This window comes from Azospirillum agricola (assembly GCF_017876095.1).
In the GTDB taxonomy this organism is placed as follows: domain Bacteria; phylum Pseudomonadota; class Alphaproteobacteria; order Azospirillales; family Azospirillaceae; genus Azospirillum; species Azospirillum agricola.
Window position 1 is genome coordinate 91,783 of record NZ_JAGINM010000005.1, and the last position, 18,848, is coordinate 110,630.

13 protein-coding genes are annotated in these 18,848 nt (G+C 71.7%); 9 read left to right on the forward strand and 4 right to left on the reverse strand.

All coding sequences use genetic code 11. From position 1 onward, the window contains the following. Positions 1 to 27: 27 nt before the first annotated feature. Positions 28 to 681, reverse strand: a complete 654-nt coding sequence (locus J2847_RS08835; protein WP_233474386.1) for a histidine phosphotransferase family protein — start codon at positions 679 to 681, stop codon at positions 28 to 30. Between the two features lie 121 nt (positions 682 to 802). Between J2847_RS08835 and J2847_RS08840 the strand changes: the two genes are divergently transcribed. The 6 genes from J2847_RS08840 to cybH all read left to right on the forward strand — a co-directional run bounded on the left by J2847_RS08840 (position 803) and on the right by cybH (position 7,685). After that, positions 803 to 985: a DUF3553 domain-containing protein gene (locus tag J2847_RS08840; protein WP_209778650.1), complete on the forward strand. Its 183-nt coding sequence runs from the start codon at positions 803 to 805 to the stop codon at positions 983 to 985. 148 nt (positions 986 to 1,133) lie between these two features. Further along, complete coding sequence (locus tag J2847_RS08845; protein ID WP_209778651.1) at positions 1,134 to 2,873, forward strand: sensor histidine kinase; 1,740 nt, start codon at positions 1,134 to 1,136, stop codon at positions 2,871 to 2,873. Between the two features lie 110 nt (positions 2,874 to 2,983). Continuing rightward, entirely contained in the window at positions 2,984 to 3,736 is a 753-nt protein-coding gene (locus tag J2847_RS08850; protein ID WP_209778652.1) for a thioesterase II family protein, read from the forward strand. Between the two features lie 217 nt (positions 3,737 to 3,953). Next, entirely contained in the window at positions 3,954 to 5,027 is a 1,074-nt protein-coding gene (locus J2847_RS08855; protein ID WP_179166032.1) for a hydrogenase small subunit, read from the forward strand. A 2-nt stretch (positions 5,028 to 5,029) separates the two neighbouring features. Next, the gene (locus J2847_RS08860; RefSeq protein ID WP_209778653.1) at positions 5,030 to 6,844 is read left to right on the forward strand and encodes a nickel-dependent hydrogenase large subunit; all 1,815 of its coding nucleotides are present in this window, start codon (positions 5,030 to 5,032) and stop codon (positions 6,842 to 6,844) included. Between the two features lie 22 nt (positions 6,845 to 6,866). Next, positions 6,867 to 7,685 carry a Ni/Fe-hydrogenase, b-type cytochrome subunit gene (gene cybH, locus J2847_RS08865; protein WP_209778654.1) on the forward strand — a complete coding sequence of 273 codons (819 nt, stop codon included), beginning with the start codon at positions 6,867 to 6,869 and terminating at the stop codon, positions 7,683 to 7,685. 208 nt (positions 7,686 to 7,893) lie between these two features. Here cybH and J2847_RS08870 read toward each other — a convergent pair whose 3' ends face one another. The 3 genes from J2847_RS08870 to hypF form a co-directional block, all read right to left on the reverse strand. Next, entirely contained in the window at positions 7,894 to 9,171 is a 1,278-nt protein-coding gene (locus J2847_RS08870) for a hypothetical protein (RefSeq protein WP_325169350.1), read from the reverse strand. A gap of 65 nt (positions 9,172 to 9,236) precedes the next feature. Beyond that, positions 9,237 to 9,692, reverse strand: a complete 456-nt coding sequence (locus J2847_RS08875; protein ID WP_209778655.1) for a DoxX family protein — start codon at positions 9,690 to 9,692, stop codon at positions 9,237 to 9,239. 78 nt (positions 9,693 to 9,770) lie between these two features. Then, on the reverse strand, positions 9,771 to 12,116 hold the full coding sequence (gene hypF, locus J2847_RS08880) for a carbamoyltransferase HypF (protein ID WP_209778656.1): 2,346 nt from the start codon (positions 12,114 to 12,116) through the stop codon (positions 9,771 to 9,773). A 284-nt stretch (positions 12,117 to 12,400) separates the two neighbouring features. Between hypF and J2847_RS08885 the strand changes: the two genes are divergently transcribed. The 3 genes from J2847_RS08885 to J2847_RS34810 all read left to right on the forward strand — a co-directional run bounded on the left by J2847_RS08885 (position 12,401) and on the right by J2847_RS34810 (position 18,702). Further along, the gene (locus J2847_RS08885) at positions 12,401 to 15,490 is read left to right on the forward strand and encodes a response regulator (RefSeq protein WP_209778657.1); all 3,090 of its coding nucleotides are present in this window, start codon (positions 12,401 to 12,403) and stop codon (positions 15,488 to 15,490) included. Positions 15,491 to 15,618: 128 nt separating this feature from the next. After that, entirely contained in the window at positions 15,619 to 17,295 is a 1,677-nt protein-coding gene (locus J2847_RS08890; protein ID WP_085552639.1) for a methyl-accepting chemotaxis protein, read from the forward strand. Between the two features lie 201 nt (positions 17,296 to 17,496). Further along, positions 17,497 to 18,702, forward strand: a complete 1,206-nt coding sequence (locus tag J2847_RS34810; protein WP_209778658.1) for a nickel-dependent hydrogenase large subunit — start codon at positions 17,497 to 17,499, stop codon at positions 18,700 to 18,702. The last annotated feature ends 146 nt before the right edge of the window (positions 18,703 to 18,848 follow it).

Genomic DNA, 18,848 nt, shown 5'->3' on the forward strand with positions numbered 1-18,848 from the left:
ACGACGGATGAAAGATGCCCCGGCCCCTCACCAGTCGGCGGTGAGGACCAGCCGGTCGGGGCCCGACGGGGTGACGGCGATGCGGAACCCGTCATCCTCGGCGAAGCGGCCGGCCAGATAGGCGTGGACGCTGCGCGGCGTCAGCTCGGCCGCCTCCGTTCCGGCCAGCGCGGCGGCGGTGGCCGGGTTGAGCGCGCCGGGGCGGCCCTCGGCGGTGACGGTCAGGCGGCCCGATTCCTCGGTGCCCTCCCCCGTCACGCGGATGATGCCGCCGTGGGTCAGCGCCTCGTCGGCCAGCAGCACGAGGTTGAGCAGCGTCTTCACGACGCCGCGCCGGTAGGCGATCATGTCGCTCGGCACCCGCTCCGGCCAGTCCAGCTTGGTGCGCCCGCCGTCGAGCCAGCCGGCGGCGGCGTTGCGGGCGTCGCCGAATCCCTTCTGGTCGCGCCCGGCGACCCCGTAGGCCAGCCGGAACACCCGCAGCCGCCGGTCGGCCTGCAACGAGGAATGGTCGATCAGCTTCACCGCCTCGCCGACGAATCCGCCGGCGGGCGCGCCGTCCTCGTCGTCCTGCATCTCCTCGATCAGTTCCAGCCCGTTGCGGATGGCCCCCACCGGGCTGACGAGATCGTGGCAGAGCTTGGAGGCGAGCAGTTCGAGCACCCGGATGTCGATGGTCAAGGTGGCGTCTCCAGCAAGGCGGAAAAGTCCGGTCGCGGCGGCGATTGCCGCGTGCGCACCCGGATCCATATCCGATATCCTACCATCGACACAGCGATTCGAGTTCCGGAAAGGATGCGCGATGGACGATTCCCTGGTTCCCGGCGCCTGGGTGCGCCACCCGAGCCAGCCCGACTGGGGGCTGGGCCAGGTGCAGTCGGCCATCCGCAACCGCGTCACCGTCAATTTCGAGCATGCCGGCAAGGTGCTGATCGACTCCGACGTCATCGCGCTCACGGTGGTGGATCCCGATCGGGGGTCCTGACCCGGCCCCGATCAGGGCCGAGCCCGGTTGCGCCGCCGCGTCCGCTTTGCTTTCATGGAGCGCCGTCCCGCCTCCGGGCGGACCGGCCCTGACCTCGACGCCCTTCAACAGCACGGGGCTCCGCGTGTTTTCACGGCTCAAGGGCGGCATGAGCGCGTTCGGGGTGGTGCTGATCCTCGGCCTCAACGCCATGATCGGCTACGACCTGCTGCGCGAGCACGGCACCCTGGTCGACCAGGCGCGCGACGAGACGCAGTCGCTGGCCCTCGTCCTCGAACGCCACGCCACCGACAGCTTTTCCGGGGTCGCCAAGACCCTGGCGGGAGTCGCCGAGGTGCTGGCGGTGCGCGGCGACCGCTGGACCCGCGGCGCGCCCGAGGTGCACGCGCTGCTGCGGCGCCAGCTCGCCCTCTCGCCGCTGACCCGCGCCCTGCTGGTGGTGTCGGCCGACGGGCGGCTGATCCACGACACCGACACGCTGGAACCCGCCGACCTCGACCTGTCCGACCGCGACTATCTGCTGGCCCACCGCGACGGGCCGGCCGGCACCGTCTATCTCGGCGTTCCGGTGGAGGGACGCACGTCCGGCGCCTGGTTCGTCAGCATGAGCCGCCGGCTGGAGACGCCCGACGGGCGCTTCGCCGGAGTCGCCGTCGCCGTCGTCGAGCCGGCGGCCTTCCGCGGCTTCTACGAATCGCTGAAGCTGCGCAACGACGCGGTGGTGACGCTCCACCACGCCGACGGTCCGGTGGTGGCGCGCTTTCCCGACCATGAGCGCTTCGTCGGCCGCCCGGTCCGGGACGGGGCGGGCGGGCGGGACGAGGGAACGGACCGCATCTCCAGCCACCGGACATCGTCCGAGGTTCCGCTGGTGGTCACGGTGTCGCTGGCCCGCGACGCGGTGCTCGCTCCCTGGCGGATGCGCGCGGTGGTGGAACTGGCGGCGGCGCTCGGCGCCAGCCTGATGCTGGGGCTTCTGACCCTGACGCTGGTCCGCGAGGCCGGCCGCCGCGAGCGGATGCTGGAGGATCTCCAGGCCAGCGAGGGCGCCCTGCGCGACAGCCAGCGCCGGCTGATTCTCGACATCGCCGCCCGTCACCGGGCGGAGGCCGAACTGATCGCCGCCAAGCAGGCGTCCGATTCCTCCAACCAGGCGAAGACCCGGTTCCTCGCCAACATGAGCCATGAGCTGCGCACCCCGCTGAACGCCGTCATCGGTTTCGCCGAGGCGCTGGAGAGCGGCATCTTCGGCGCCATGTCGGCCAAGCAGACGGAGTATGTGTCGGACATCCGGCGCTCCGGCCTGCATCTGCTGAGCCTGATCAACGACATCCTCGACACCACCAAGATCGAATCGGGCAAGTACGTCCTGCACGAGGAACGGCTGGCGGTCCGCGCGGTCGTCGGACAATGCCTGCGCCAGATCGAGCCGCTGGCGGTGCAGAAGGGAATCGGGCTCTCCGTCTCGCTGGACCCCGATCTGCCGGACCTGCTGGCCGACGAGCGGGCCTTGCGGCAGATCCTGCTGAACCTGCTGTCGAACGCCGTGAAGTTCACGCCGGCCGGCGGCCACATCGTCGTCATCGCCGACCGGGCCCAGCTGGATTTGCGCCTGCGCGTCACCGACACCGGGATCGGCATCCCGCAAGGCGAGCTGGAGCAGGTGCTGGAGCCGTTCCATCAGGTCGACAACTCCCACACCCGGCGCTACGCCGGAACCGGGCTGGGGCTGGGGCTGGTCAAGTCGCTGGTCGAGATGCACCAGGGCAGCCTCGGCCTGACCAGCGTGCTGGGGCGCGGCACCACGGCGACGGTGGTGCTGCCGGCCGGGCGCTTCGTCGCCCCGCAGGAGGCTGAAACCGTCCGGGCCGCCGGGGCGCTGGCGTGAGAAGCGTTTGACAAGCGACGGTTTCCAACCTTTCTGATGCGTGGGATCGCGCAACTCCGGCGACGCGTGCCCCATCCACGAATTTCAGGGTTGGCCCAGGAACCATGACCGTGAACGCCTCGACCGCGAACCGTTGGCTGCACAGCTTCCGCCCCGTCGCCCATCCACGCCGGATCCTGCTGTGCTTCCCCTACGCCGGGGCCGGGGCCGCCCTGTTCCGCGACTGGCACCGCGACGCCGGACCGGAGGACGAGCTCCTCGCCGTCCGCCTGCCCGGCCGCGAGCACCGCTTCGGCGAACCCTGTCTGACGACGGTGGCGGAGGCGGTTCCGCCGGTCCTTGAGGCGCTGACCGAACGCTTGGGCGGACGCCTCGACCGGCCGCTGATCCTGTTCGGCCATTCGCTGGGCGCCGCGCTGGCCTACGCCACCGCCCGCGCGCTGATCGGGCGCGGCCACCCGCCGCGCCTGCTCGCCGTCTCGGGACGCCGCGCGCCGCAGGTGACGCTGCGCCGCACCGCCACCCAGGATCTGAGCGAGGCCGAGTTCCGCGACAAGCTGCACGCGCTGGGCGGCACCCCGCCCGAGGTGCTGGCCTCGGCCGAGCTGATGGAGCTGATGGTGCCGCTGCTGCGCGCCGACTTCGGCATGTCCGACCGCTTCTTCGAGCCGGCCCCCGCGCCGCTGCCGATCCCGCTGGTCGCCTTCGCCGGCACCGGCGACGCCGAGGTCCCGGTCGAGGCCGTGGCCGAGTGGGAGCGGCTGGCCGGCGCCGGCTTCGCGCTGCACCGCCTGCCCGGCGATCATTTCTTCCTGAACGCGCAGCGCCGGACCATCCTCGACGCCCTCTTGTCCGCCGCCTGAGTCCGACCCGAAGGGACCTTCCCAGCCACCGGCAACGCCGCTTCCACCGCCACGGCCATTCCGGACAGCCGCTTGCCAGCCGGCGGCGCTCCGGAACACTCCCAACCATTGCCGCGCCGATTGTTCGTATATCGGCACGAATGTTGCCTCTACCCCTTCCGAGAAGGGCGCGGCGGCCCTCCCAAACGCCGCGCCACGTTGGGAGAGGACATTCCGAATGGCTGCGCTGGAGACCTTCTACGAGGTCATGCGGCGGCAGGGCATCACCCGCCGCTCGTTCCTGAAATACTGTTCGCTCACGGCCGCCGCCCTCGGGCTGGGGCCGGAGCTGGTGCCGCAGATCGTCCACGCCATGGAGACCAAGCCGCGCACCCCGGTGCTGTGGCTGCACGGGCTGGAATGCACCTGCTGCTCCGAATCCTTCATCCGCTCGGCGCACCCGCTGGTGAAGGACGTGGTGCTGTCGATGATCTCGCTCGACTACGACGACACGCTGATGGCCGCCGCCGGTCATCAGGCCGAGGCGATCCTCGACGAGGTGATGGAGAAGTACAAGGGCAACTACATCCTGGCGGTGGAGGGCAACCCGCCGCTGAACCAGGACGGCATGTCCTGCATCATCGGCGGCAAGCCCTTCCTCGACCAGCTGCGCAAGGTGTCGCGCGACGCCAAGGCGATCATCTCCTGGGGCTCCTGCGCCAGCTTCGGCTGCGTCCAGGCGGCGCGGCCCAACCCGACGCGCGCCACCCCGGTGCACGAGGTCATCACCGACAAGCCGATCATCAAGGTGCCCGGCTGCCCGCCGATCGCCGAGGTGATGACCGGCGTCATCACCTACATGCTGACCTTCGACCGCATCCCGGAGCTGGACCGCCAGGGCCGCCCGAAGATGTTCTACAGCCAGCGCATCCACGACAAATGCTACCGCCGGCCGCATTTCGACGCCGGCCAGTTCGTCGAGGCCTTCGACGACGAGGGCGCGCGCAAGGGCCATTGCCTCTACAAGGTCGGCTGCAAGGGTCCGACGACCTACAACGCCTGCTCCACCGTGCGCTGGAACGAGGGGACCAGCTTCCCCATCCAGGCCGGCCACGGCTGCATCGGCTGCTCGGAGGACGGCTTCTGGGACAAGGGGTCCTGGTACGCCCGCCTGTCCGATTTCCACCAGTTCGGGATCGAGGCCAACGCCGATCAGGTCGGCGCCACCGCCGCCATCGGCGTCGGCGGAGTCATCGCCGCGCACGCGGCGGTCAGCGCCCTGAAGCGCGCGCAGCACAAGGGAGACGTCTGACCATGGCCGTTCTGCAAACCCCCAACGGCTTCGCCCTCGACAATGGCGGCCGGCGCATCGTCGTCGATCCGGTGACGCGCATCGAGGGGCACATGCGCTGCGAGGTGAACGTCGATTCCGACAACATCATCCGCAACGCCGTCTCGACCGGCACCATGTGGCGCGGGCTGGAGGTCATCCTCAAGGGTCGCGACCCGCGCGACGCCTGGGCCTTCGTCGAGCGCATCTGCGGCGTCTGCACCGGCTGCCACGCCCTGACCTCGGTCCGCGCGGTCGAGGACGCGCTCGGGATCCGCATTCCGAAGAACGCCCACCTGATCCGCGAGATCATGGCGAAGACGTTGCAGGTCCATGACCACATCGTCCATTTCTACCATCTGCACGCGCTCGACTGGGTCAACCCGGTCAACGCGCTGAAGGCCGACCCGCAGGCGACCTCGGCGCTCCAGCAGTCGGTGTCGCCGCGCCACCCGAAATCCAGCCCCGGCTATTTCCGCGACGTGCAGAACCGGCTGAAGAAGTTCGTGGAATCGGGCCAGCTCGGCATCTTCAAGAACGGCTACTGGGACAACCCGGCCTACAAGCTGCCGCCCGAGGCCGACCTGATGGCGGTCACGCATTACCTGGAGGCGCTCGACCTCCAGAAGGACATCGTCAAGATCCACGCGGTGTTCGGCGGCAAGAACCCGCACCCCAACTACATGGTCGGCGGCGTGCCCTGCGCCATCAACATGGAGGGGACCGGAGCGGCCGGCGCGCCGGTCAACATGGAGCGGCTGAACTTCGTTCTGGCCCGCATGCAGGAGGCCGCCGCCTTCATCGACAACGTCTACATCCCCGACGTCCTGGCCATCGCCAGCTTCTACAAGGGCTGGCTCTACGGCGGCGGGCTGTCGGCCACCAACGTGATGGATTACGGCGACTACGAGAAGGTCCCCTACGACCGCTCGACCTGCCAGCTTCCCGGCGGCGTCATCCTGAACGGCAACTGGAACGAGGTGCACCCGATCGACCCGCGCGACCCGGCGCAGGTGCAGGAGTTCGTCGCCCACAGCTGGTACAGCTACGAGGACGAGAACAAGGGCCTGCATCCCTGGGACGGCGTCACCGAGGCGAAGTTCGAACTGGGCCCCAACACCAAGGGCAGCCGCACCGACATCAAGGAGCTGGACGAGGCGGCCAAATACTCCTGGATCAAGGCGCCGCGCTGGCGCGGCCACGCGGTGGAGGTCGGCCCCCTGCCCCGCTACATCCTGGCCTACGCCCAGAACGTCACCTACGTGCGCGACCAGATCACCGATTCGCTCGGCCGCTTCAACAGCCTGTCGGGCACCAGCTTCACGCCGCAGCAGGCGCTGCCGACCACCATCGGCCGCACGCTCGCCCGCGCGCTGGAGGCGCAGTACTGCGCGACCATGATGCTGGACGACTGGCACAGCCTCGTCGCCAACATCAAGGCCGGCGACACCGCCACCGCCAACGTCGAGAAGTGGGATCCCAAGAGCTGGCCGAAGGAGGCCAAGGGCGTCGGCGTCGTCGCGGCGCCGCGCGGCGGACTCGGCCACTGGATCAAGATCAAGGACGGCAAGATCGAGAACTACCAGTGCGTCGTTCCCTCGACCTGGAACGGCAGCCCGCGCGATCCCAAGGGCAACATCGGCGCCTTCGAGGCGTCACTGCTCAACACGCCGATGGAGCGTCCGGACGAGCCGGTCGAGATCCTGCGCACCCTGCACAGCTTCGACCCCTGCCTCGCCTGCTCGACCCACGTGATGGCGCCGGACGGGGCCGAGCTGGCCCGCGTCACCGTGCGCTGATCCCAGACCGGAGGGTTTCGCCATGGCACCTCTCGACCACGGGAAACGGGACGGCGCGGCGCCGGGGGGGGCGGAGGATCCGTCCGCCCCGGCGGCGCCCGCGCGCTTCCTGAAGGCGATCTACGTGTACGAGGTCCCGGTGCGCCTGTGGCACTGGGTCAACGCGCTCGCCATCACCGTGCTGGCCGTCACCGGCTATCTGATCGGCAGCCCGCTGCCGAGCATGCCCGGCGAGGCCAGCGCCAACTACCTGATGGGCTACATCCGCTTCGCCCATTTCGCGGCGGGCTACATCTTCGCGATCGGCTTCCTCGGCCGGCTCTACTGGGCCTTCGCCGGCAACCACCACGCCAAGCAGCTGTTCCGCTTCCCCTTCTGGGACGGCCACTGGTGGGGCGAGCTGTTCCTGGAGGCGCGCTGGTACCTGTTCCTGGAGCGCAAGCCGAAGCTCTATGTCGGGCACAACCCGCTGGCCCAGTTCGCCATGTTCTGGACCATCGCGGTCGGCAGCGTCTTCATGATCGTGACCGGCTTCGCGCTCTACGGCGAGGGGGCCGGGGTGGACAGCTGGCAGGACCGGCTGTTCGGCTGGGTCATCCCGCTGTTCGGCCAGAGCCAGGACGTCCACACCTGGCACCATCTGGGCATGTGGGTGATCATCCTGTTCGTGATGGTCCACGTTTACGCTGCGGTGCGCGAGGACATCATGTCCCGCCAGTCGATCATCTCGACGATGGTCAGCGGCGTGCGCACCTTCAAGGACGCCGAGGCCCCGGCCGACGAGCCGGAACCGAAGGCGGCCAAGCCGGCCTCGCCCAAGGCGCTGGAGCCGGCCGGCTGAGCCCGGGTCTTGCCCCCACCCAACCTCCCCCGCTGGGCGGGGGAGGAACTGCCGCCACTCTTTCCCTCACCCGTCATGCCCGGCCTTGTGCCGGGCATCCACGGCCGCAAATCATCCCCTGAAGCTTGCGCGTGGATGACCGGGACAAGCCCGGTCATGACGCAAGGAAGAGAGTGTGAACGGACCCCGCTCCCTCCTACCGGAACGCTCAGGGCACCCGCGCTCCGGTGAAGGGGTTCAATCCCAGCGCCGCCAGCGTGGCCCAGGCGGTCGCTCCCAGATGCGGGCGGCGGTAATAGAGGAAATCGTCGGTCTTGCTGTCCGGACCGATGGCCAGCCCGGTGGTCAGCACCGCCGGGCGGGTCGCCCACAGGAAGCCGCCGGGGCTGATGTCTTCCAGCAGCCCGGCGAACAGCCGGTCGGCGTCGGCCCGCCGGCCAAGCGCCCGGTAGGTCAGCGCCGCCTGCGCGGTGCCCTCCACCCAGACGCCGTCGCGGTCGTCGTTGAAGTCGAAACCACCGTCCACCCCATGCGCCCGCTCGGCGTAGGCCAGCGCGCCGCGCCACGCCTCCGGCGCGTCGCGCAGCAGCAGGGGCCAGAGCTGCGCGTCGAGCCCCGAGGTGGCGTGGCTGATCGTCACCCCGTCCGGCGTCGTGCCGACCGGGAAATGCCCGTTGCCGGCCGCCCAGGCGGCGTCGAGGAAGCCGCGCGCCGCCTGGGCCGGAGCCTCCCACCCCTTGCCGAGCCGGCCGAACAGGGCGACCAGATCGGTGTTGTGCTCGGTCGATTTCCAGGTCAGGAGCTGCGGCGCGTTGTCGAAGCCCTGCACCCCGCCGTTGAAGCCGCCCGGCCCGCGCGGGTCGGCGGTCTTGTCGGCGACCCAGCGGGCCAGTTCGGCGGCGCCGTCGCGGAAACGCTTCTCGCCGGTCGCCTCGCCCAGCGTCACCAGCGCCAGCCCGGCCCAAGCGACGTTCCCGGTGGCGGTGCCGATCTGGTAGGGGTCCTCCAGCCAGCGGTTCTCCACGGCGTCCCACCAGCCCATCGGCGGGATCGGCCGCTGCTTCTGCGCGCCGGCCCGGTAGGTGTTGCGCAGGCGGCCCTTGTAGCCGGCGCGGTCGAGCGTCACTGCGTCCAGCAGCGCCTCGCCGATGCGCAGCGCCTGGGGTCGCTTGCCGCAGCCGTTCAGCGCGATGACCGCCAGCGCGTTGTCGTAGGTGAAGGCGGCGATGGACAGCGCCGGCTCGGAGGTCGGGCCGGGGGCGTAGGCGTTGTCGTAGCTGCGCAGGAACACCGGGCCGGAGCCGGCGATCTCGTCCACCCGCGCCGCCAGCGTCGCGCAGGTCCTCGCCGCCAGCTCGGCCGCCGGCCCGGCGCCCTCGGCGCGCGCGGCGCCCCCCGGCAGCAGCGTCAGCATTGCTCCGGCCAGCGTCATCCCCAACGCCGAGCGGCGTCCCTTGCCCATCAACCCCATGACGATTCCGGCCACCGGCGCAGTTCACGACTGGGCCAGATATGGACCGCCCGGCAACGCCCGGCAACCGGTTGCGACAATCAGCGGCGCGGGCCGCGGAAACCGTCGACGCTGAAGCGCCCCGCGCCCGACGCGACCAGCGCCAGATAACCGCCGATGATGGCGAGGTTCTTCATGAACTGGATCTGCTGCATCTTCATCGCCTCGGGCGCCGCGTCCCAATAGCGGTGGGCGATCAGCGTGGCGGCGACGGTGAAGCCGGCGACCAGCAGCGCGGCCAGCCGGGTCCAGGCACCCAGCACCACCGCCAGCCCGCCGAAGCATTCGACCACCGCCCCGACGGTGCCGGCCACCGCCGCCATCGGCACCCCCTGGCTCTCCAGCCCGGCGATGAAGCCGCCCAGCGCCATCAGCTTGCCGAACCCGCTCTGGACGAAGATCGCGCCCAGCAGGACACGGGCGGCCAGCAGCAGGGCGTCCCGTCCGCCCTCCGCCGTCCGATCCATCCGGCCGACGCGCGTGTCGTTGTCGATCATCCCGTGAAACTCCCCAGCGTCCGCGCCAGCCCGGTGCCGGCGCGGCTTTCCGAGCCCAGGACGCCGCGCGCCGGGCTTCTATTCCCGCGCGCCTCCGATTTCCGTGGCGCCGATTTCGGCCGAGGCGACCCAGGCCTGCCCCAAGCTGAGGCCGCCGTCGTTGGCCGGGGCCTGCCGCGGCAGCAGCGCCTCGATCCCGGCCGCCGCGAAGCCCGCCGCCAGCCCCTCGGCCAGCACCCCGTTCATCAGGCAGCCTCCCGACAGCACGATCCGCCGCAGACCATGCTCGCGCAGGGCCGGCAGGGACCAGTCGATCAGCGCGGCCGTCAGCGTGCCGTGGAACAGCTCCGCACCCTCCGCCGCGTCGGCGGCGTCCAGCAGCCGCTCCAGCAGGGGCGTGAGATCGAGCACCCCGTCCGCCACCCGCCACCCGCCGTCCGCGACGCGGGGCCGGCGGACCAGCGATTCCAGGATCATCGGCGCCTCGCCCTCGAAGCCGGCGACCGGACGCACGCCGAGGATGCCGCAGGCGGCGTCGAACCAACGCCCGCAGGAGCTGGTCGGCGGCGCGTTGATGCCGCCCTCGATCATCCGCCGCACCCCCTCGGCCGGGCCGTGGGCGGCGAAGCGGGGGACGATCTCGCCGGCCCGGCCCATGCGGACCAGCACCGCCGCCGCCATGCGCCAGGGCTGGCGGGCGGCGAGGTCGCCGCCGGGCTGGGCCAGCGGCGCAAGATGGCCAAGACGCCGGCAGGACGCCCCCTCGACCAGCAGCATCTCGCCCCCCCAGGATTCGCCCCCCGGCCCCAGCCCGAACCCGTCGAGCGCGAGGCCGACCGCCGGCCCCTCGTCCCGGGGATCGATCCGATGCTCGGCCAGCACGGCGGCGACATGGGCGTGGTGGTGCTGGACCGCGACCGTCGGCAGCCCCATGCGCCCGGCGAAGCGGGTGGAGTGGAAGTCGGGGTGCCGGTCATGGGCGACCGCCACCGGCTCCACCCCCAGGACATGGAGCAGATGGGCGACCGTCTCCTCCAGGAAATCCAGCGTCGCGGGGTTGTCGAGATCACCGATGTGCTGCGACAGGAACGCCTCGTCGCCGCGCGTTACGCAGACCGTGTTCTTCAGATGGCCGCCGACCGCCAGCACGGGCGGAACGGCGCGGGCGAGCCGGATCGGCTCCGGCACATGGCCGCGCCCCCGCCGCAGGAAGGCCGGAGCGCCGGCCAGCCGGCGGACCACGCTGTCGTCGGCGCGGACGACGATGTCGCGGTCGTGATCGACGATCAGGTCGGCGATGCCGGCCAGCCGCGCCCGGGCCTCTTCGTTGCCGATGGCGAGCGGCTCGCCGCCCGGATTGGCCGAGGTCATCACCAGAACCAGGGGTTGCGGCTCCCGCGCCCAGCCGGTCCCGGCCGGCCGGCCGGCGGCCTCGTGGAACAGCAGCCAGTGGATCGGCGTGTAGGGCAGCATGACGCCGAGCCACGCCAAGCCAGGGGCGATATCCGGAGCGATGCCCGGGGCGATGCCGGGCGCCAGTTCCGGCGCGTCGTCGCGGCGGCGCAGCAGCGTGATGGGGCGGGCGGCCCCCTCCAGCAGCGCCCGCTCGCCCGCGTCGAGATGGACGAGGCGCGCGGCCGACGCGGCGTTGGCGACCATCAGGGCGAAGGGCTTGCCGTTGCGCTGCTTGACCCGGCGCAGCCGCTCGACCGCCCCGGCGTCGGTGGCGTCGCAGACGAGATGGAAGCCGCCCAGCCCCTTGATCGCGACGATCCGGCCGGCCGCCAGCGCGGCGAGGATCGCCTCGGGCGGATGCGACAGGCGGGGGCCGCAGTCCGGGCAGGCGGTCGGCTGGGCGTGGAAGCGGCGGTCGGCCGGATCGGCGTATTCGGCGGCGCAGGCCGGACAGAGCGGAAAGCCCGCCATCGCCGTCTGCGGCCGGTCGTAGGGAAGCCGGCGGGTGATGGTGAAGCGCGGCCCGCAATGGGTGCAGTTGAGGAAGGGGTAGCGGTAGCGCCGGTCCGCCGGATCGAACAGCTCCGACAGGCAGGCCGGGCAGACCGCCGCGTCGGGAGCGACGCCGGTGGTGACGGCGCTTCCCGCCTCGCTGCGGCGGATGGCGAAGCCCTCCTCGTCCGGCCGGACCGGACGGGACACGGCCTCCACCGCGTCGACGCGGGCCAGCGGCGGCGCCTCCGCGGTCAGGGCGTCGAGGAAGGCGGCGATGGCGGCGCCCTGGATTTCCAGCAGCACCCCCCCGCCGTCGTTCAGGACCCAGCCGGTCAGGCCGAAGCGGCCGGCCAGCGCATGGGCGTGCGGGCGGAAACCGACCCCCTGCACCCGACCGCGCACCCGGATCCGCAACCGCCGGACCGTCGGCCCCGCCGCCTGATCGGCCCCCCGCTCGACCACACCGGATGTCATGGTTTCCCCGCTCGCTGGATTTCCGGCCTTGCCCATGGGAAGGCGGCCGGGACCGCCGCGTCAAGACCGCGCAAGATCCGGTCAAGGCGCCAAGCCCCGATGCTTGCAGAATTCCCTGATTCGTTCATTTACGAAACGGAAACAATCGTTGCGGCAATAGATCACAATCAAGCGTTTTGCCGATCGGCGACCGGCGCTGTACCCTTTCCGCAAGGCCTGTCACACCCCGCAGCCGAAACGGAACCGGGCGGGCCGGCTGGCGCGGATGGTCACAAGGTGGTTGCATGGCGATGGACACGGGCCCCTACGCCCTGATGGCCGAGTTGCTCGACAGCGTGAATGTCGGCCTCTGCCTGTTCGATTCCGGCGACCATGCCCTGCTGTGGAACCGCAGCTTCCTGACCCTGTTCCCGGAGCATGAGGGCCACATCCGGGTGGGCGAGCACTATTCCGTCAACCTGCGCCGCTTCTATCAGGCGCGGCTGTCCGTGGACGAACTGCCGCTGATCGACGACTACATCGACGGGGGCATCGCCCGCCACCGCGCCCAGACCCAGCCCTTCGTCTTCCAGCACCGCGGCCAATGGCTGCGCGTCGCCTCGCTGCCGACCGGGACGGAAGGGCGCATCCGGGTGTGGACCCCGCTCGCCTCGCCGACCGGGGCGGCGCCGTGGAACCGTCCCGGCGCCCAGGCCGACGCCGAGGATCTGCTGCTGGAGCATGTCGCCGACGGCGTGCTGCTGCTGGATCCCGACGGCCGGATCGCCAAGGCCAACGAGCAGGCCCTGTTCCTTTACGACGTGCCGCGGAAATCCGACCTGATCGGGCTGAGCTTCGAGGAGCTGCTGGAGCTGGTGTGGCGCGGCAACCGCTCGCGCCTGCCGGCGATGCTGACGGAGCGGCAGCGCTTTCCCAGCGCCCCCTTCGAGGTCGAGCTGCCGGGCGACCGCTGGCTGCGGGTCGCCCAGCAGCGCGGCGTCGACGGCATCGCCTACACCACCCACGTCGACATCACCGAGATGAAGCGGCTCCAGACCGCCATGATCGGCGCCAGGGAGGAGGCGGACCGCGCCAACGCCGCCAAGTCGCGCTTCCTCGCCATGATCAGCCACGAGATCCGCACGCCGATGAACGCCATCATCGGAATCGGCCGGATCGCCCTGAAGTCGGCCGTCGAACCGGGGCAGCGCGGCTATCTGGAGACGATCAACGCCTCGGCCGGGCGGCTGCTCGGCATCATCAACGACCTGCTGGACTTCTCGAAGATCGAGGCCGGCAAGGTGACGATCGCCGAGCAGCCCTTCAGCCTCGACGAGGTGCTGGAGCCGCTGTGCGACCTGATCGTCGGCAACGGCGGGGCGGACGGGGTCGAGGTGGTCATCCGCGTCGTCCCCGGCACGCCGGACCGGCTGGTCGGCGATCCGTTGCGGCTCGGGCAGATCCTCGCCAACCTGATCAACAACGCCCTGAAATTCACCGAGCGCGGCGAGATTCTGGTGACCGTCGGGGCGGCCCCCGGCGGCGCCGATCGCGTGACGCTGGAGGTCTCGGTCGCCGACAGCGGGATCGGCATCGACCACGCCCAGCAGGCCCGGCTCTTCCAGCCCTTCGTCCAGGCCGACGACACCACGACGCGCCGCTTCGGCGGCACCGGCCTCGGCCTGACCATCTGCAAGCAGCTGGTCGAGCTGATGGGCGGCCGCATCGCGGTCAGCAGCGAGCCGGGCCGGGGCAGCCGCTTCGGCTTCGCGGTGGAGCTTGGGCTGGCCGCGCCCGAAACCCCGCCGCCCCCGCCGCTGGGCGGGCGGGTGCTGGTGGTGGACGACCATCCGACCGCCCGCGCCGCCCTGGTCGAGATGGTCGCGGCGCTGGGCGCCGAACCGCTGGAGGCCGCCTCGGGACCGGCGGCGCTGCTGGCGGTCGAACAGGCGGCGAGGGAGGGGCGCCCGGTGACGGCGGCGCTGGTCGACTGGCGGCTGCCCGGCTGGGACGGCCCGGAGACCATCGAGCGGCTGCGCAACAACGGCCGGGCCGCCGGGCTTCCGATCCTGGCGCTGATGCCGCTCGACGCGCGCGGCGACCGCGACCGGCCGGCCTTCGTCCAGGATCCGGGCGGCGGGGCCGACGGCGTGCTGGTGAAGCCGGTCAGCCCCGGCCGGCTGCGCCACCGGCTGACCTCCCTGCTGGGAGGGCCGGAGGAGCGGAGCGCGACCCCGGTGGCGGAGCGCGGCGACCTGTCGCGGCTGCGCGGCGCCCGCCTGCTGCTGGTCGACGACAACGCCCTGAACCGCGAGGTGGCGCTGCATCTGCTGACCGAGGCGCGCATCGCCGTGGACGTGGCGGAAAACGGGGTCCAGGCGGTGGAGCGGGCCGGGCGCGGCGACTACGACCTCGTTCTGATGGACATCCAGATGCCGGTGATGGACGGGCTGGAGGCGACCCGGCGCATTCGCGCCCTGCCCGGCTGCCTGGATCTGCCCATCGTCGCCATGACCGCCCAGGCGATGTCCGGCGATCGGCGGACGAGCCTGGCGGCCGGGCTGGACGAGCATCTGAGCAAGCCCATCGAGCCCGACCTGCTGTTCGACACCCTGCTGCGGCTGATCGATCCGGTCCGTCTCGCCGGACGCCGGACGCCGCGGGATCCGGCGCCCGACGCGGCCAGGGGCGGCGGCGATGCGGGCCGGACCGATACGAACCGGGACATGGGCCTGGCCGCGCGCGACGCCGCGCGGCAGGCCGGGCTGGACTGGGACGGGGCGCTGCGCCGCGTCGACGGCGACCCGGCCATGCTCTCCCGGCTGGTCCGGACCTTCCTGCGCGATTGCGCCGGCCATCCCCAAGCCCTGGCCGAGGCCGCCGCGACCGGGCAGACCGAGCGGATCCGCTTCCTGGCCCACGCCCTGCGCTCGTCCTCGGCCTACATCGGGGCGACCGACCTGTCGCTGCTCGCCGGCCGGGTCGAGGAGGCGCTGCGCAACGCCCATTCCCGCACGGCCGAGCGGCTGACGGCGGATCTGGCGGGGGAACTGGCCGCCCTGCTCGACCGGCTGTCCACGCTGGCGCCGATGATCCCGTCGCCGCCCGACCCGGCGATCGACGCGACGCTGGAGGAGGCGATCGGCCGTCTGGCCGAGCTGCTCGACCGGGCGGACCTGCGCGCCGAGGATGTCTGGCGCTACCTCCAGGGGCGGCTCGCCCCGGCGCACCCGGACTTCGCCACGGCCATCACGAATCTGCTGGACGACCTGCGCTATGGCGAGGCGCTGGAACGGCTGCGCGCCTTCGCCCGGCCGCTCGGCATCGCCCTTCCCCCCGACACGGAGCGGAGCGCCGCCGCCATTCCCATGCAGGCGTTCGGCAATATCCTCTAAAGGTTGCGGCGCTGCGACAATTGCGATGTTGCCGCCCAAGAGAAAGCTCTGATATTTTATAGGGACTAAAGTTTTTCCCTTTGCGTTGCAAAACAAGCCTCGCCCCGCAGCGGGGCGGGAGCCTTCCTATGGGCCAGTTCCTGAAACGTCTCTCCTTCACCCACAAGCTCGTCTCGCTGACGCTGCTTGGCACCATCCTGAGTTGTGCCTCGACGCTGTTCGTGGCGCTCTATTTCATCGCCACCGACCTGAAGCGTCAGGAAATCGACCGGCAGGACATGAACATCCGGGTCGCCAAGGAAATCCTGAACCCGAGGAACCAGCCCTACCGCATCGCCGACGGCAAGCTGATGGTCGGCGACACCGCGCTGGAAGGCACGTTCGAGCATGTCGACCGCATCAAGTCGGCGCTGAACATCACCGTCACCATGTTCCGCGACAGCACGCGCATCGCCACCACGCTGGTGAACAAGGACGGCAGCCGGGCCATCGGCTCCCGCATGCCGGACGACATCCACCAGCGCGTCGTCGGACAGGGCGAGAGCCTGCTCGGCGAATACCCGGTGCTCGGCGTCAACTATCTGGTCAGCTACGTCCCGCTGAAGGACCAGTCGGGCAAGACGATCGGCGCCTTCGCCGTCGGCATGCCCTCGGGCGAGTTCCACGCGCTGATCGGCGCCCTGGGCTGGCGGATCGGCGGGGTGTCGCTGCTGGTCGGGCTGCTGCTGAGCGCCGGCGTCTTCGTCTATGTGAAGCGGCAGATGGGCGCGCTCCAGCACCTCGCCTCCGCCATCGACGCGCTTGGCCACAGGAACTACGCCACCGTCGTCGAGGAAACCGGCCGGGCCGACGAGATCGGCGCGATGGCCCGCGCCGTCGCCGGCTTCCGCGACGGGCTGGCCAACGCCGAGTCGCTGGCCGAGCGCCAGCGCGAGGCCGAGCAGCAGCAGGCCCGCCGCCACGCCGAGATCGACGCGGCGACCCGCAGCTTCGCCGGCAAGATCGACGTGGTGGTGCGCGCGGTCAACGACTCCGCGACGCGCATGCGCGGCAACGCCGAACGGCTGACCAGCAGCGCCGAAAGCACCCAGGAGGCCGCCAGCAGCGTGTCGAGCGCCGCCGTCCAGGCGTCCAGCAACGTCGAGACCGTCGCCGCCGCCGCCGAGGAGCTGTCCGCCTCGATCGGCGAGATCGGCCGCCACGTCGGCGAGGCGACCCAGGTCGCCCAGCGCGCGGTGAGCGAGGCGCAATCGACCAACGACACGGTGAAGGGGCTGGCCAACGCCGCCAACCGCATCGGCGAGGTGGTGGAACTCATCAACTCGATCGCGGCGCAGACCAACCTGCTGGCCCTGAACGCGACCATCGAGGCGGCGCGCGCCGGCGAGGCCGGCAAGGGCTTCGCCGTGGTGGCGAGCGAGGTGAAGAATCTCGCCAGCCAGACGGCCAAGGCCACGGAGGACATCCAGGCCCAGGTCGCCGGCATCCAGGGCGAGACCCAGGCGGCGGTGGGAGCGATCTCGGCCATCGTCGACACCATCCGCCGCATCAGCGACATCACCGCGACGGTGTCCGACGCGGTCGGCCAGCAGGGGGCCGCCACCCGCGAGATCGCCCGCAACGTGCAGGAGGCCTCGACCGGCACCCACGCCGTGACCTCCAGCATCGAGGACGTGTCGCGCCAGGCCCGCGACACCGGGTCGAGCGCCGAGGAGCTGCTCACGGCCGCCGGCAACCTGCTCGGCGAATCCCAAACCCTGTCGAGCGAGGTGTCGAGCTTCCTGTCGGTGGTGCGCCGGGCCTGACCGGTTTCGCACGACGACGCGATGCGGCCGGAGAAGGCCGGACGGGAACCTCCCGTCCGGCCTTCCCGCCATTTGCAACCCGACGGCCCGCACCGGGGCGTCGACCGCCCTTCCGACGCCGGTACCTGTGGAAGCGTTGTTGCCCATGCACCCTGACTCACCGATGCGGATCGCGGACACGCGTTCGGAAGGAGGCCGCGCGTGAGCGCGCCCTCCGCCATCGAAGGGGCCGTGTCGGTCCGTCTTCACGTCTCCGGCGGGGCGGTCCGCCGTGCCGAGGTCGCGGTCCGCCGCCCGACCGCCGCGGCGCGGGCGCTGGTCGGGCGCCGGCCGGAGGAGGCAGCCCGGCTGGTGCCCCTGCTTTTCAGCCTGTGCGGCACCGCCCAGGGTCTCGCCGCCGCCCTGGCCTGCGAGGCCGCGCTGGGTGTCGACGCCTCGGCCTCGGGCCACGCGGCGGCGCGCTCCCTGATGCTCGACGCCGAGGCCGCCGACAACCACGCGTGGCAGATCGCCATGGAATGGCCGAAGCTGCTCGGCGAATCCCCGGATCCGCAGTCCCTGCGCGCGCTGCGCGCCACCGTGGCGGCCCTCGGGAAAGCGCTTCATCCGGACGGGGACGGGCTGATGCCGGGCGGCGGATCGCTCCGCCCCGACCCGGCGGCGCTCGGCCGCGCGGTGGAGGGGATCGCCGGCTGGATCGGATCCCATGTCTTCGCCGGCCCCCGCCCGGCCGATCTCGACTCGCTCGCCGGCTGGGCTGCGCGCGGCGCCACCGCCGCCGCCCGGCTGACGGCGCGGCTGCTGGCCCCCGGCCTCGCCGGTCAGGGGGCCGTCGGGATCGCGGCCCTGGACGAGGACCGCCCCTCCTGGTTCGGCGAACGGCTGGCCGCCGATCCGGCCTTCTCGTCCCGCCCGCACCGGGACGGCGCCCCCGCCCACACCGGACCGCTGGCCCGCCGCGCCGGCCACCCGCTGGTCGCTTCGGTGGCCGCGCGGCACGGCTTCGGGCTGGCGGCGCTGGCGGCGGCGCGGCTCGCCGATCTGGCCGAGCTTCCCGTGCGGATGGCCGGAGCGCTGGCGCGCGTGGCGCCCGCCCCCCCCCTGGCGCTCGGGCCGGCGCGGGCCGGCGCCGGCTGCGGCGTGGTGGAGACGGCGCGCGGCCGGCTCGCCCACTGGCTGCGCCTCGGCCCCGACGGGCGCATCGCCGATTTCCGCACGGTGGCGCCGACGGAATGGAACTTCGCCGCCGACGGGCCGCTGGCGCGCGGGCTGGCCGGGCTGCCGGACGGGCCGGACCTGCCGGAGCGGGCGCGGTTGCTGGCCGCCCTGCTCGACCCCTGCGTCGCCTGCGCCATCAGCGTCGTCGGGGAGGATGGCGCAGGCCGCGCGGGGAGCGCCGGCGGCTGAAACGGAACGGCGGACGGCCGGCGCCCACCGGGCTACCCCGTCGTTGCCGCGCCGGACGCGCCGTCGGAAGGACCCCTTTCGCGCTCTGGCCGTTGCCTCTCTCGGATGATCCTATGCCCGGACTCGGACGATCCGCGAAGAGAGGT